The sequence below is a fragment of the Allomuricauda sp. R78024 genome, from assembly GCF_044596045.1.
Taxonomy (GTDB): domain Bacteria; phylum Bacteroidota; class Bacteroidia; order Flavobacteriales; family Flavobacteriaceae; genus Flagellimonas.
The window spans coordinates 734,596-749,358 of record NZ_CP138995.1; the positions used below are offsets into that span (position 1 = coordinate 734,596).

The following is a 14,763-nucleotide window of genomic DNA, read 5'->3' on the forward strand; positions in this document are numbered from 1 at the left end:
TAATGAAAAGAAAAAACAGGATTTAGGAATGAAGTTGTATTAACCTTGCAACGTATTTTCCAATTACATCAAACTCTAGATTTACGGTAGTCCCCGGCGAATATGTACTGAACCTGGTGTGTTCATAAGTGTACGGTATAATAGCAACACTAAAAGCATTTTTTTTAGAGTCGACAACTGTTAAACTAACACCATCCACGGTAATAGAACCTTTTTCAATGGTAATATTATTTAAAGTAGAATCATATTCAAACCCAAAAACCCAACTCCCATCTTTTTGTTGAACAGAAATGCAGCTTGCGGTTTGATCAACATGCCCTTGCACAATATGGCCATCCAATCGCGCACCCAATACCATGGCCCTTTCAAGATTTACGACATCTCCAACCTTTAGGTCGCCTAAACTGGTTTTGGCCAATGTCTCTTCAATAGCGGTTACGGTATACTGATCTGCGTCCAACGCTACAACGGTAAGACAAACACCATTATGGGAAACGCTTTGATCAATTTTTAGCTCTGAAGTAATTTCGGAAGAAACGGTAATATGCAAATTGTCACCATCTTTTTCAAGCTTTTCAATTTTACCTAAAGTCTCAATAATACCTGTAAACATGAATCTTTTTAATTGAGTAGTTTTGTAATGTAAATGTAGCTATATCGGCAATTATTTTATGAAGGAAAAAGGAAAAATAAAACTGGGTATTTCAATTGGAGATTTTAATGGTATTGGCTGCGAAGTTGCTTTAAAGACTTTTCAAGATCCAAGGATGCTAGATTTCTGCACCCCAATTATTTTTGCATCAAACAAGGTGATATCCCAACAAAAATCAGATTTGGAACTTAATATTAGTTTTAATGGAGTAAGAGATGCTTCACAGTCCATTGATGGTAAAATCAATATTGTGAATGTTTGGAAAGAAACGCCTAACGTTGATTATGGAAAAGCTACAGAAGAAGCCGGCAAATACGCCATAAAATCTTTAAGGGCTGCGGTCGCGGCTTTGAAAAATGGCAAGATTGATGTTTTGGTTACCGCTCCTATCAATAAAAACAATATTCAATCTGAAGACTTTAATTTTCCAGGACACACTGATTTTCTTGCTCAGGAATTAGATGGCGAAAGTCTTATGTTTATGGTAACGGACACATTGAGGATTGGATTATTAACAGATCATATAGCAGTTAAAGATGTGGCTCAGGCGATTACGCCTGCATTGATTAGAAACAAGGTGGAAACGATGGAAAAATCACTTAAAATGGATTTTGGAATCCGAAGACCTAAAATAGCATTGCTTGGTATTAATCCACATAGCGGTGATAACGGAACTATTGGAGAAGAGGATGACAAAATTCTAAAACCAGCTATACAAGAATTGTTTGATCAGGGGACATTAGTATATGGGCCATACTCCGCAGATAGTTTTTTTGGATCTAATTCCCACAATAATTTTGATGCAATTCTGGCTGCGTATCACGATCAAGGGCTTATTCCATTTAAAACGCTCTCTTTTGGTAAAGGAGTAAATTATACCGCGGGGTTGGAAAAAATACGGACATCTCCAGATCATGGAACCGCCTATGAAATTGCTGGCAAAGGAGAGGCGGATGAAAATTCGTTTAAAGAAGCAGTTTTTACAGCGATACAAGTTTTTAAGAACCGCGAAGAAAACATAGCATTGAACAAAAACCCTTTGCAAAAGCAGAAGATAAAACGAGCAAGTTAAAACTTGAGTTTTATGTGTGATATTTATTATAATACAATTGCAGTTTTCTAAATAAGTAGTATCTTTGCACCCGCCTTTATGGGCTGGTACACAAACCTTAAGTGTAGAAATGATGAAGCTGAAGGAGTTTTTTATTCCTTTTTCGGGATTAAAGTTGGGGAAGCACGAGTTTGGGTACGAGATTGACAATACGTTCTTTGAATCTTTTGATTACCAAGAGTTTAATGATGCTTCGGTGCAGATTACCGCCATATTGGACAAGATGAACAATATGATGGAATTGGATATTGAAGCAAAAGGAACCGTAAATGTAGATGGTGATTTAACAGGCGAACCATTTGATCAGCCTATTTCATCAAATTTGCATCTAGTTGTTAAGTTTGGGGAAGAGTACAATGATGAAAATGACGAAATCTTAGTCATTCCCCATGGCGAGTATCAAATTAATATTTCTCAGTATATCTATGAAATGTTGGTGTTGGCAGTTCCGCAGAAACGAATTCACCCGGGAGTACTGGATGGAACATTAGAATCGGAAATCTTGGATAAGCTGGAAGAATTACAGCCAAAAGAAGTCAAAGAAGAATCAGAAAATACAGATCCCAGATGGGACGATTTAAAGAAGTTATTAACGGATAAATAGGTATATAATGGCACATCCTAAAAGAAAAATCTCGAAAACCAGAAGAGATAAAAGAAGAACTCATTACAAGGCAACTGCACCAACAATTGCTAAAGATTCTGCAACAGGAGAAATGCACTTGTATCATAGAGCACATTGGCATGAAGGTAAATTGTACTACCGTGGTCAAGTGTTGATAGACAAAGTTGAAGAAGAAACTGCTGCTTAGTAGTTAACTTTTTAAAATATATTGACTCCCGTTTTTTTATAACGGGAGTTTTTTTATGGGATAAGGTTAATTTTAAAAACCACCTCTTTTTGACCAAAAAGTCGTAGAAAATGACTATTTTTCACCGTTTTTGGGTCAATTCTTAACGTTTTTGACAAAAAAGGACACTAATATGAAAAAACAAACAGCAGCTATTACAGCTGTAGGAGGATATGTTCCTGACTTCGTTTTATCCAACAAAGTGTTGGAGACCATGGTAGATACCAATGACGAATGGATTACTTCTAGAACAGGAATAAAAGAAAGAAGAATCTTAAAAAAAGAAAACGAAGGAACTTCATATTTGGCAATTAAAGCCGCTGAAGATTTAATAAAGAAAAGCGGTGTAGATCCATTAGAGATAGACTTTGTTTTGGTTGCAACTGCAACTCCAGATATTCCAGTAGCTTCTACTGCTGCTTACGTAGCCTCACAGATAGGTGCTGTTAATGCATTTTCTTATGACCTTCAAGCAGCTTGTTCCAGCTTTTTATTTGGGATGTCCACAGCTGCTAGTTATATAGAATCTGGAAGATATAAAAAGGTGTTGTTGATTGGAGCGGACAAGATGTCTTCCATTATTGATTATACGGACCGAACAACGTGCATAATTTTTGGTGATGGAGCTGGAGCGGCACTTTTTGAGCCTAATGAAGAAGGTCTTGGGTTGCAAGATGAATACTTACGATCAGATGGTGTTGGACGCCAATTCTTAAAAATTGATGCAGGAGGCTCCATTCTACCAGCATCAGAAGAAACTATAAAGAACAAAAGGCATTTCGTTTATCAAGATGGCAAGTCGGTATTCAAATTTGCCGTTTCCAATATGGCAGATGTTTCTGCTTTGATTATGGAACGTAACAACCTTGGCCATGAAGATGTACAATGGTTGGTACCACACCAGGCAAACAAGCGTATTATAGACGCCACAGCAAATAGAATGGGAGTAGATCGTGATAAAGTGATGATCAATATTCACAGATATGGAAATACCACATCTGCTACTTTACCGCTCTTGTTATTCGATTATGAAAAGCAGCTCAAAAAAGGAGATAACCTTATTTTTGCCGCTTTTGGCGGAGGTTTTACATGGGGCTCCATTTATTTAAAATGGGCATATAATTCTTAAAAGACAACTAACTAAATCATATTCCATGGATATTAAGGAAATTCAAAGTTTAATCAAGTTTGTAGCTAAATCAGGCGCTAGCGAGGTGAAGTTGGAGATGGAAGACATCAAGATTACAATTCGCACAGGAGGAGAGTCGGTACCAGAAACTACAATTGTACAACAAATTCCTATGGCACAAGCTCCTGTGGCTCCGGCAGCGCAAGTACCAGTGGCAGAAGTAGCTTCTTCGCAAACGGAACAACCAGCAGTTGCAGATGATGATTCAAAGTATATCACTATTAAATCGCCAATAATTGGTACGTTTTACAGAAAACCATCTCCAGACAAACCTGTTTTTGTTGAGGTGGGAAGCACCATTAATCAAGGAGATGTACTTTGCGTGATTGAAGCTATGAAACTATTTAACGACATTGAATCAGAGGTTTCTGGTAAAATTGTTAAGGTATTGGTTGATGATTCTTCACCTGTAGAGTTTGATCAGCCCTTATTTTTGGTTGACCCTTCCTAATCAAATTCCAAGAGTTAACATTTCAAAACCCAACAGACGGGATTTTGACTTTAAAACTTTAGGGCCTAACATGAAAGACTATGTTTAAAAAAATATTGATTGCAAATAGAGGAGAGATTGCACTACGTATTATACGGACGTGCAAGGAGATGGGAATCAAAACAGTAGCGGTATATTCCAAAGCAGATGAAGAAAGTCTTCATGTGCGCTTTGCAGATGAAGCTGTTTGTATTGGCCCTGCACCAAGCCATGAATCCTATTTAAAAATACCGAACATCATTGCTGCAGCAGAAATCACCAATGCAGATGCCATTCATCCTGGATATGGATTTCTTTCAGAGAATTCCAAATTCTCAAGGATTTGTGCTGAACATGAAATTAAGTTCATAGGTGCTTCAGGAGATCAGATTGATAAAATGGGAGACAAGGCGACAGCCAAGGAAACCATGAAAAAAGCAGGTGTACCCACAATTCCAGGCTCCGAGGGATTATTAAAGGATGTGACCGAAGCAAAAAAAATAGCCAAAAAAATGGGCTATCCTGTAATGATAAAAGCCACTGCTGGTGGAGGTGGAAAAGGTATGCGCGCCATTTGGTCTGAAGATAAAATGGAAGCAGGTTTTGAAAGTGCGGTACAAGAGGCCACAGCTGCATTTGGTAATGGGGGAATGTACATGGAAAAATTGATTGAAGAACCTCGTCATATCGAAATTCAGATAGTTGGTGATCAGTATGGAAAGGCATGTCATTTATCTGAAAGAGATTGTTCAGTTCAACGTAGGCACCAAAAATTGACAGAGGAAACCCCTTCTCCATTTATGACGGATAAGCTTCGTGAAGATATGGGTAAGGCTGCTGTAAAAGCTGCTGAATTCATTAAATATGAAGGAGCAGGGACAGTGGAGTTTTTGGTGGATAAACACCGGAACTTTTTCTTTATGGAGATGAATACCCGTATCCAGGTTGAACATCCAATTACAGAACAAGTAGTTGATTACGATTTAATCCGCGAACAAATTTTAGTAGCAGGAGGAGTACCTATTTCAGGTAAAAATTATTTTCCAAAACTACACTCTATTGAATGCAGAATCAATGCAGAGGATCCATATAATGATTTTAGACCTTCACCGGGTAAAATCACTACCCTGCATACTCCAGGAGGTCATGGAATACGATTAGACACCCATGTGTATAGTGGTTATATGATTCCGCCAAACTATGACTCTATGATTGCCAAGCTAATAACTACTGCCCAAACCAGGGAAGAGGCAATTAATAAAATGCGTAGGGCACTTGATGAGTTTGTGATTGAGGGTGTAAAAACAACAATCCCATTCCATAGACAATTGATGGATCATCCAGATTACTTGGCAGGGAATTATACTACCAAGTTTATGGAAGATTTTGTAATAGACACAAAATATCAAGATTAAACCAACCCCGATGCAAGTCGGGGTTTTTATTTGATGGAATTAAGCTATTGGGAATATAAAACGTGGTTGTCCAATGTAGATTTTACAGTGGTAGGAAGCGGTATAGTCGGTCTCAACTGTGCATTGCATCTTAAAGAAAAGTATCCCTCCAGCAAAGTACTAGTATTGGAAAAAGGCTCCTTGCCACAGGGAGCTAGTACTAAAAATGCAGGTTTTGCCTGTTTCGGTAGTATTTCTGAGTTGTTATCTGACCTAAGAATACATTCACAGGAAAATGTTGTCAACTTGGTTAAGAAGCGCTGGGATGGTATACAAGTATTACGAACCCTTTTGGGAGACAATGTAATTGGGTTAGAACAGTATGGTGGGCACGAGCTTTTTCTAAAAAAAGATACCTCATTATTTAAAACGTGTGTAGAGGGGATGGATACCTTGAACGCATTGTTAAAGCCTATTTTTGGAGAAAAACCTTTTGTGAAAACCAGGAACGTTTTTGGATTTGAGAATATTCAGAATACCTATATCACCCATACTTTTGAAGGTCAACTTGACACGGGGAAACTGATGTCCGCATTGCTTGAAAAGTGTTTGAAGAAAGGAATACATATTATGAATGGAGCTGCGGTTAAGAAGCTTCAAGATTCTGGAAACAGGGTTGAAATACAGACAAGCGACTTTTCTTTCAATACTAGAAAAACATATATTGCCACCAATGGCTTTGCTTCAGAATTCTTAAAAACTGAAACAGTTAATCCTGCTAGGGCCCAGGTTCTGATTACCAAACCAATCAATGACCTTAAAATAAAAGGAACCTTCCATTTTGATGAAGGATATTATTACTTCAGAAATATTGATAACCGGATTCTTTTTGGCGGGGGCCGTAACCTGGATTTTGAAACGGAAGAAACCCCTTCTTTTGGAAAAACAACTATTGTTCAACATGAACTTGAAAGACTTCTCAACACGGTTATCTTTCCAAACCAAAATATTGAAATTGACTACAGTTGGAGCGGAATAATGGGAGTGGGGCCACAAAAAACGCCCATCGTCAAGCAAGTATCCAACAATGTTTATTGTGGAGTTCGCTTAGGGGGAATGGGCATTGCCTTGGGCAGTTTGGTTGGAAAAGAACTAGCCGACCTCTCTAATTAAATCATTCTCCCATCTAAAAGATTGATGATACGAGAACCATATTCAGCATTTTTCTCGGAATGAGTAACTTGGATGATTGTAACTCCTTCATCATTTAATTGTTTAAATAATTCCATGATTTCCTCCCCCTGCTTGGAATTCAAATTTCCTGTGGGCTCATCTGCCAAAATCAATTTTGGGCTAGAGATCAATGCTCTGGCAACACCTACCAATTGTTGTTGCCCACCGCTCAATTGAGCTGGAAACAAATCTTTTTTGCCTACTATATTAAATCGATCTAACATATCTGCGACCATAGCTTTCCGCTCAGAGCCTTTAAATTTTTTATAAAGTAGCGGCATCTCCAAATTCTCTTTTACCGTTAATTCATCTAATAGGTGATACGATTGAAAAACAAAACCTATATATTCCTTATATAAGGTAGCCCTACGTTTTTCTTTGAGGGAGTGCACAGACTCGTCCAAAAAATGATATTCCCCTTCGTCAAAGGCATCCAACATACCAATAACATTAAGTAGGGTAGATTTACCGGAACCGGAAGGACCCATGATAGAAATAAATTGCCCTTCTTCCACATTAAGATTAATGTCCTTTAATAAAAAGATACGTTGGCCACCTGAGTTGACCCATTTAAAAATATTATTGAGTTGTAGTAACATTATTTTTTGTTTTTAATTAAAATATTCTATCCCTCTCTCAAAGCATTCACTGGGGGTTTGTTTGCTGCCTGTATTGCTTGAAGCCCAACTGTAAGTATGGCAACCAGTAAAGCTATAAAACCTGCTCCTAAGAAATACCATACTTGTAATGGAATGTGATATGCAAATCCTGAAAGCCAGTTTTGGGTCAAAAAATACGCAATGGGCAAAGCAATAACGATAGAGAGTAAAACCAATTCGGCAAATTCACGTGAAAGCATTATTGTGACCTGAGAAACACTTTGTCCCAAAACTTTGCGAATGCTAATTTCCTTTCGTCTTCTTTCAGCCGTAAATATGGCCAGCCCAAATAGCCCAAGACATGAAATTAGTATCGCCATACCAGCAAAGTATTTTGATAGGGTAGCCACTCGTTTCTCAGAAGTATAAAGTGCCTGATAGTTATGATCTAAAAACTGATATTCAAAAGGAAAACCAGGATTGAAAGTTTCATAAAACGCTTGGAGTTCGTTGAGCGTCTCTTTTTCCTTTCCCGCTTCAATTCTTGCCATCACCTTGTTTACCCCTTCTGGCATTAAGGACATGAACAATGGTTCTACTTTATCATGCAAAGATTTAAAATGAAAATCCTTTACGGTTCCAATAATCGTTCTATTACCAATCATTTTACCAATAGGGTCTTCAATCCCCATGGCTTTGATGGCAGTTTCATTGAATATGATACTTGTACTATCCGTTCCAAATTCCCTGCTAAAACTGCGACCCATCGCCATTTCCATTCCTAAAGTTTCTATTAGGCCATAGTCCACGCCTACAATTTGAAATTGAGTAACATTATCGGACTCTTTTCCTTCCCAATTCAAGGTTGTTGACCAATTATGCCCCACCATACTATGGGTAGTGCTTGAGGCGTTCTTTATCCCCGGCAATTTTTTCACTTCAGAAACAAAGGTCTGCAATTGGTCTTTTATTTTGCCTTCAATTCTGAATTGCACAATGTTATCTTGGTCATACCCCAAATTTTGGTTCTGAACAAACTCAACCTGTTTGTAGACCACTAGTACGGATACAATCAATACGACGGACAGTGTAAATTGGGTAATGACCAATCCCTTCCTTGTCCATAATTCTCCAACAGAGCTATTCCATTTTCCCTTAAGAATGGCTACGGCATTAAGGCTGGATAAATAAAACGCTGGATAGCTTCCAGCAATAAGACCTGTAAAAACTGTAATACACAAAATGATTAAAACAAGGTTGACATTAAAAGTGAGCGTTAATTGTTTGGCTATGATAATATTAAATTGTGGAAGAAAGATAGCTACCATTATTAGGGCAATTGAGAGGGCCATAAACACCATTAAAATGGACTCACCTAAAAATTGAAATACAAAAACCTTTCTTTTTGCCCCAACGGCTTTCTTTATGCCTATTTCTTTCAATCTTTTTGATGCTCTTGCTGTGGATAGATTCATGAAATTGATGCAAGCGATGGTCAAAATGATCAAGGCAATGATTGAAAACAAGCGAACGTATTTTATTCTCCCTCCTACCTGTTTGCCGTTTTCATAGGTTCCATGTAGATAATGTTCAGAAAACGGGACAAGGGTGGCCGTCCGAATGGTGTTTTCATTTCTACTTTTTCGAATCATCTCAACCTTGGCGTTTAATGCACTAATGTTCGTCCCTTCCTTTAATGAAACATAGACCCTGGGACCACTACTGTTCCATGTATTCAAAGAGTTCCATGGTGTCTCTTCTTTTGAAGCTTCAGTAGATAGGGCAAAATCGAATTGAACTGTGGAATTTGCCGGCACATCTTCAAAAATTCCTGAAACCTGAAATTGACGTTTTTTTTCAAATTCCACCGCTTTACCAACAACGTTCTTTGTGCTACCGAACAGGTTTATGGCCAATGTTTTGGATATGACAATTGAATTTGGATCTGACATTACATTATTCTTATCCCCTTCAATCAAACTAAAAGAAAAAATATTGAAATAATCTTCACCTATCAGTTGTCCTGTCGCCTTAAGATTGTTTTCATCTACAGAAAGCACATGATCTCCAAACCATGAAGGGGGAATGGTTGCTGTGGCATACTCTACCTCCGGCATTTCTTCTTTTAGCAGCTCAGCCATTGGGCTTGAAGTTTCTGTAATGGTTTGAATCCCATCTGTAAACTCCAGATGTTCAATTACCTGGTAAATACGTTCATGGTTTGCATGAAGCTTGTCCACATTCAGTTCATCCACTACCCAAAGCACAATGAGAAGGGTACATGCCAAACCTGTAGACAACCCAATGATGTTAATCAAAAAGGTGTTCTTCTGTCTTTTGATATTTCTAAAAAAAAATAAGATATTGTGTTTTAACATGATTTCTATCTTTTTTAATTTCTATTCTGTTCTTAAACTTTCTACAGGATTCACCGAAGCAGCTTTTAAGGTTTTCCCTCCTACTGTAATAAAGGCAATTGCGGCGGCTAAAAGACCGGCGCCTATAAAAAACCAAACGCTGAGAGAAATATGAAAAGCGTATCCCTGTAGCCACTGGTTCAATGCATACCATGCTATGGGAGTAGCAATGATAAAAGCTACTCCTACCAGTTTTAAAAAATCTTTTGTCAGTAATAATGTAATAGACGAAACAGTGGCTCCAACAACTTTGCGAACCCCTATTTCCTTTGTTCGTTGCGCAACTACCAGTAGCGAAATAGCAAAGAGACCAATACAGCTTAAAACAATTCCCAGTATTGAGCCACTGGTTATTATTGTGGCCATCATTTTTTCACGCCTGTAGGTGCGATCAATATTTTCATCTAGAAAAGAACCTTGAAACTCGGCATTGGGCTCAATTTTCTCCCAAGCAGTTTTTAGAAACTCAAAAGACTTGGATAATGAACCCGGAGCAACTTTTACATAAGCATAATACAGGTCCCAATCGCGGTTCATAAATAGGGTAAGTGGCTCAATTTCTTTGGTGATTTTTTGAAAGTTGAAATCCTTTATAACTCCTATAACGGTATATGAGATTGAATCATCCATCATAATTTTGGTAGAAATTGGATCGGTTTCATTCAGTTCCTTTACCATGGCTTGGTTAATTATGAGACTAAGACTGTCCGCTTTAAATTCAGGACTGAAGGTTCTTCCGGAGAGCAGTTCAATATCTAGGGTTTTAAGGTAATCGTGGTCCACGGTAAGTATATTTGTGGTTACCCCCCGTTGTTTATAGTCAAAACCCCATTTACTGGTAGATAAACTGCCATCTCTTCCTCTTCCCAAATTGTTGTCTGCTCCCGTAACTTCCAAAATATTGGGATTGTTCTGGAGTTCTTCACGTAGCAGATCTATAACACGATAACTGTCTTTTTTTCCGTTTAGGGGAATAGAAATCACCTGTTCTTTGTTATACCCAAGGTCTTTGTCGCGCATGAACTGAAGCTGTCCCTGCAGTACTAAGGTGCCACTTATCAAAATAATCGCAATGACAAATTGAACCACGATGAGGACATTTCTAACACCGTTCTTTCCCATTTCCCATTTCCCTTTCAATGCACGAAGGGTGTTCATTTTACTCAGTAACATGGCGGGATAACCTCCTGCAATAAAAACGATTAGGAACATGGCCACAAAGAAACCAAGAAGTATAGAAGGTTTGGTTAGGTTAGCCATGGTAGCCTCAGTATTAAAAAGCACCTTGAAGGGGTCGATAAGCAAATTGCCCAGTACTAGACCTAGGAATAAGGCAGCGGTAAATATCAAAAGGCTTTCTGTCCAAAATTGAAAGAATAACTGTCCTTTTATGGCTCCCAATGTTTTTCGCATCCCAATTTCCTTAAGTCGTTTTTCACTAAGAGCAATGTTCATGTTAATAAAATTGGCACACGCGATAAAGATGATTAAAAAGGAGATGCCCAGTATGATATAGGGGAAAGTACGTTGCACTTGAATAGCACCGCTAGCGTATGAAACAAAATGGACATCTGTATAAGGAAGAAGATGAAACTGTTTGTATTGGTTATTGGCATCTGGCCGCGCTCCATCCCTAACTAGATTTTCAATACTTTCTCTGTAATGCATGTTGGTGAACTCCCAGGTATTTTTTTCGAACTGATCAGCGGATACACTCTTGTCCAATTCAATATAGACTTCATGAAAGTTGGAATCCCATACTGTTAAATTCTCTGAATATTCGGAATGGTTTTCAAAGGGAATGGCAATCTGGAAATCGACACTACTGTTTGTTGGAAGGTCTTTAAGAATTGAAGAAATGGTAAAGGGACGCTCCTCTTTCCCCAGCAGTAGGTAGATTGTTTTTCCAATTGCGGATGTATCCCCAAATAGCAGTTGTGATGTTCTTTCAGTGATGGCAACGGATCTCTTGTCTGAAAATGGATGGTTTCCATTCCCCAATACAATGGGATAGCTGAACATTTCAAAAAAGGCGGGATCTACATAATGTGCATCCAAAACCAATTCTTTCTCTTGGTAGGTTACCAGAGCATCTTCGCTTACGGCTCTTGTAATCTGTTTTATCCCTGGAACTTCGCTTTTTAGAGAAGGAGCCAAAGGAACGGGACTTGCTGTACTTGTTCTGGTGCCCTTTGGTGTTTGATTGGAAAGTGCCAGTTGGTAAATAGAGTCCTTGTTGGTATGAAACTGATCATATGACAACTCGAACAAAGCGGTCATTGACAAAAGAATGGCCACGGCAAATGCAAGGGTCAAACCAATTACATTTGCAAGAGTAAACACTTTGTTTTTAAGAAGGTTCCTCCAAGCTATTTTTAAATAGTTCTTAAACATAATTTTTCTTTTTTGATTGATTTGATGAGTTTTTATTCGTCCCGAAGCACTTCAACAGGATTTGCAATTGCTGCTCTAAAACTTTGCCAGCTTACCGATATTAATGCAATTATGAGAGCAGAGATTCCCGCTAAGACAAATACCCACCAACTAATAGTGGTTTTGTAGGCAAAGCCTTCTAACCACTTGTGCATCGCAAACCATGAAATGGGTATGGCCACTACAAAGGCCAATCCAACCCATTTTATAAAGTCTTGATTCAGCAATTGTAGAATTTGAGTAATTGTTGCTCCATTGACCTTTCGGACGCCGATTTCTTTTTTTCTTTGAATGCAGGTATAGGAAGTAAGTCCAAAAAGCCCCAAAGAGGCGATTAAAATTGCCAGAATAGTAAATATTTGGAAAGCCTTGGCAAATTTTTGATCTTCATTAAAGAACGCCTCAAACTTTTGATCTAAAAAGGTATAATTATAAGTGCTCAGCGGAAAGACTTTATACCACATACTCTCTAAATCATACAAGGCCTTGTTTACTCCAGCCATGGTGGTCGCTTTTTTATCAAGCTTGACCAAAACATTACTACTGTTTCTGCCATGTCTTATAATTAGAGGTTCTACTCTTGCTTTTAATCCAAAATGATTGTAGTCCTTGATTACACCGCTCACTGTCCAATCTTCCTCCCAAAAATTAATGGTTTTGCCAATGATACCCTCGAAATCAGAAACCCCCATGAAATGGGCCATCCTTTCATTGATGACTACATTTCGACTCCATTTTTGGGCAGTTTGTGAAAAAGCCTTTCCCGCTGCGAATTCCATTCCCATTAAATCAAAATACTTGGGATAGGCACCATAGTTATACCAAATGTGCTTGTCGTCGATTCTTCCATCTGGGAAGGTAAGTCCTAGATTGGAATTCATATTGGCGTAAGCATCCCCAGGATAAGTGCCCGCTGCGGTCACCTCATCCACATAAGGACTTTTTCTAAGCTCGTCCAGAAGAGTCTCAAATTTTGGATAGAACAAGGAGTCTGATGCTCTATTTAAAACTTGTCCCTTTAATGCTACTACTTGGTTTAAATCAGCACCAATTGGACGGTTTTTAAGAAAACGAATCTGTTTGTTTGCCATGAATGTGCATATCAACAAAGCAATGGTAGCCACAAATTGAGTGATGATGAGAGCTCTTCTAAAATGAAGACCATTTTTTGAAGTCTGCAATTTTCCTTTAAGAACTTTAACCGGGCTGAACCTGCTTAATACAAAGGCTGGATATAAAGCGGCCAACGAAGCACCTAATAACATAATACCTAAATAAGGTAGAAGCGTTTTTAATTGCGCGCTATCAAACCCTAAATTTTGTCCCACCAATCTATTGAAACTGGGCAATAAGAGATAGACAACGAGCAAAGCCAACAGTATTGCCACAAAATTTAACAAGGCAGATTCAAATAGAAATTGCAGTGTTAGTTGCGATTTTTTGGCTCCTGCCACTTTACGGATTCCTATTTCTTTGGCACGTTCCAATGATTTACTGCTGGATAGGTTCATATAGTTCATCCATGACAAGAAAAGGGTGATGAAAGCAATAATAGATAAAAGTTTAATGTTATCGCCATTGCCATTGGTTTCGGCCTCATATGGTTTATGTGAATACAAGTGTATATCCTCTATAGGTTCCAGATGATGTCTTTCATTTTTTAGCCCTTCTGGTGTGAAGGCCATTACCTTTTGATTGAGTAAATCCACATTTGTGGATTCATCCACTTGGAGATAGGTGAAATACTCGTTTTGGTTCCAAGTATATTTCCAATCATTTTGAAAAATTTTCCATGTGTAGAAAGTTTCAAAAGAAACTAGAAAATCATTTTTTAAATGGGTCTTTTGGTTGTCATCTGCCAAAACCCCTGTTATGGTAAATATGGAATCTGCATCACCCACAATCTTTATAGTCTCTCCTATTGGATTTGCATCAGCGAAGATTTTTTTTGCCAAGGAAGAAGTGAGCACAATGGAATAAGGTTCGCTCAATGCGGTCTGCGGATTTCCTTTGCTTAAACTACGGTCGAAGATTGAAAAGAATGACGGATCCGTCAATGCGCCTATGTTTTCATCAAAAGCTAAATTGTTATGTATTAACACCATCCCATGCCTCCGTCGAAACCGTACAAAGTCATTTATCTCAGGGAATTTTTCTTTTAGGGATGGGCCACTAAGAATATAGGCATTGGCATCACCAGGAACATATTTGCCTCCTTCCAAATAATCCATGAACACCCTATGTACATTTTCTGAACCTATGAACGTGTCATAACTACGTTCATAATTTACGTAGAGCATGATTAAAATGAACGATGCAACTCCAATGGCCAGACCTGCTACATTAATAAAGGAATACATCTTGTTTTTGAAGAGAAACCTAGTTGCTATTTTCAGAAACAATTTAAACATAAGC

The 14,763-nt window shown here is 38.2% G+C and carries 12 protein-coding genes; 7 read left to right on the forward strand and 5 right to left on the reverse strand.

Annotation, left to right across the window (positions count from 1 at the left end; translation table 11 throughout):
• Positions 1–22 precede the first annotated feature (22 nt).
• The gene (locus tag SJY44_RS03255; protein ID WP_396591266.1) at positions 23–613 is read right to left on the reverse strand and encodes a riboflavin synthase; all 591 of its coding nucleotides are present in this window, start codon (positions 611–613) and stop codon (positions 23–25) included.
• A 58-nt stretch (positions 614–671) separates the two neighbouring features.
• On the opposite strand from SJY44_RS03255, the gene pdxA reads away from it, so the two are divergent.
• The 7 genes from pdxA to SJY44_RS03290 all read left to right on the forward strand — a co-directional run bounded on the left by pdxA (position 672) and on the right by SJY44_RS03290 (position 6,839).
• Positions 672–1,724 (forward strand): 4-hydroxythreonine-4-phosphate dehydrogenase PdxA, encoded by a 1,053-nt coding sequence (gene pdxA / locus SJY44_RS03260; protein ID WP_396591267.1) that lies wholly within the window; start codon positions 672–674, stop codon positions 1,722–1,724.
• Between the two features lie 109 nt (positions 1,725–1,833).
• Positions 1,834–2,367 carry a DUF177 domain-containing protein gene (locus SJY44_RS03265; protein ID WP_298923604.1) on the forward strand — a complete coding sequence of 178 codons (534 nt, stop codon included), beginning with the start codon at positions 1,834–1,836 and terminating at the stop codon, positions 2,365–2,367.
• A gap of 7 nt (positions 2,368–2,374) precedes the next feature.
• Entirely contained in the window at positions 2,375–2,575 is a 201-nt protein-coding gene (rpmF, locus tag SJY44_RS03270; protein WP_298923605.1) for a 50S ribosomal protein L32, read from the forward strand.
• Between the two features lie 172 nt (positions 2,576–2,747).
• Positions 2,748–3,743: a beta-ketoacyl-ACP synthase III gene (locus SJY44_RS03275; protein WP_298923607.1), complete on the forward strand. Its 996-nt coding sequence runs from the start codon at positions 2,748–2,750 to the stop codon at positions 3,741–3,743.
• Positions 3,744–3,768: 25 nt separating this feature from the next.
• Positions 3,769–4,254 (forward strand): acetyl-CoA carboxylase biotin carboxyl carrier protein, encoded by a 486-nt coding sequence (accB, locus tag SJY44_RS03280; protein WP_396591268.1) that lies wholly within the window; start codon positions 3,769–3,771, stop codon positions 4,252–4,254.
• 80 nt (positions 4,255–4,334) lie between these two features.
• On the forward strand, positions 4,335–5,687 hold the full coding sequence (gene accC / locus SJY44_RS03285; protein WP_396591269.1) for an acetyl-CoA carboxylase biotin carboxylase subunit: 1,353 nt from the start codon (positions 4,335–4,337) through the stop codon (positions 5,685–5,687).
• Positions 5,688–5,720: 33 nt separating this feature from the next.
• A complete protein-coding gene (locus SJY44_RS03290) occupies positions 5,721–6,839 on the forward strand; it encodes an NAD(P)/FAD-dependent oxidoreductase (RefSeq protein ID WP_396591270.1) in 1,119 nt (372 codons plus the stop codon).
• On the opposite strand, the gene SJY44_RS03295 is transcribed toward SJY44_RS03290, so the two are convergent.
• From SJY44_RS03295 to SJY44_RS03310, 4 genes are read right to left on the reverse strand one after another with little or no spacing between them, the layout of a single operon-like run.
• The gene (locus tag SJY44_RS03295) at positions 6,836–7,498 is read right to left on the reverse strand and encodes an ABC transporter ATP-binding protein (protein ID WP_396591271.1); all 663 of its coding nucleotides are present in this window, start codon (positions 7,496–7,498) and stop codon (positions 6,836–6,838) included. The genes SJY44_RS03290 and SJY44_RS03295 overlap by 4 nt on opposite strands.
• Positions 7,499–7,524: 26 nt before the next feature.
• A complete protein-coding gene (locus SJY44_RS03300; protein ID WP_396591272.1) occupies positions 7,525–9,876 on the reverse strand; it encodes an ABC transporter permease in 2,352 nt (783 codons plus the stop codon).
• A gap of 21 nt (positions 9,877–9,897) precedes the next feature.
• Positions 9,898–12,309 (reverse strand): ABC transporter permease, encoded by a 2,412-nt coding sequence (locus SJY44_RS03305; RefSeq protein WP_396591273.1) that lies wholly within the window; start codon positions 12,307–12,309, stop codon positions 9,898–9,900.
• Positions 12,310–12,341: 32 nt separating this feature from the next.
• Positions 12,342–14,759, reverse strand: coding sequence for an ABC transporter permease (locus SJY44_RS03310; protein WP_396591274.1), 2,418 nt, complete (start codon positions 14,757–14,759; stop codon positions 12,342–12,344).
• Positions 14,760–14,763: the final 4 nt, after the last annotated feature.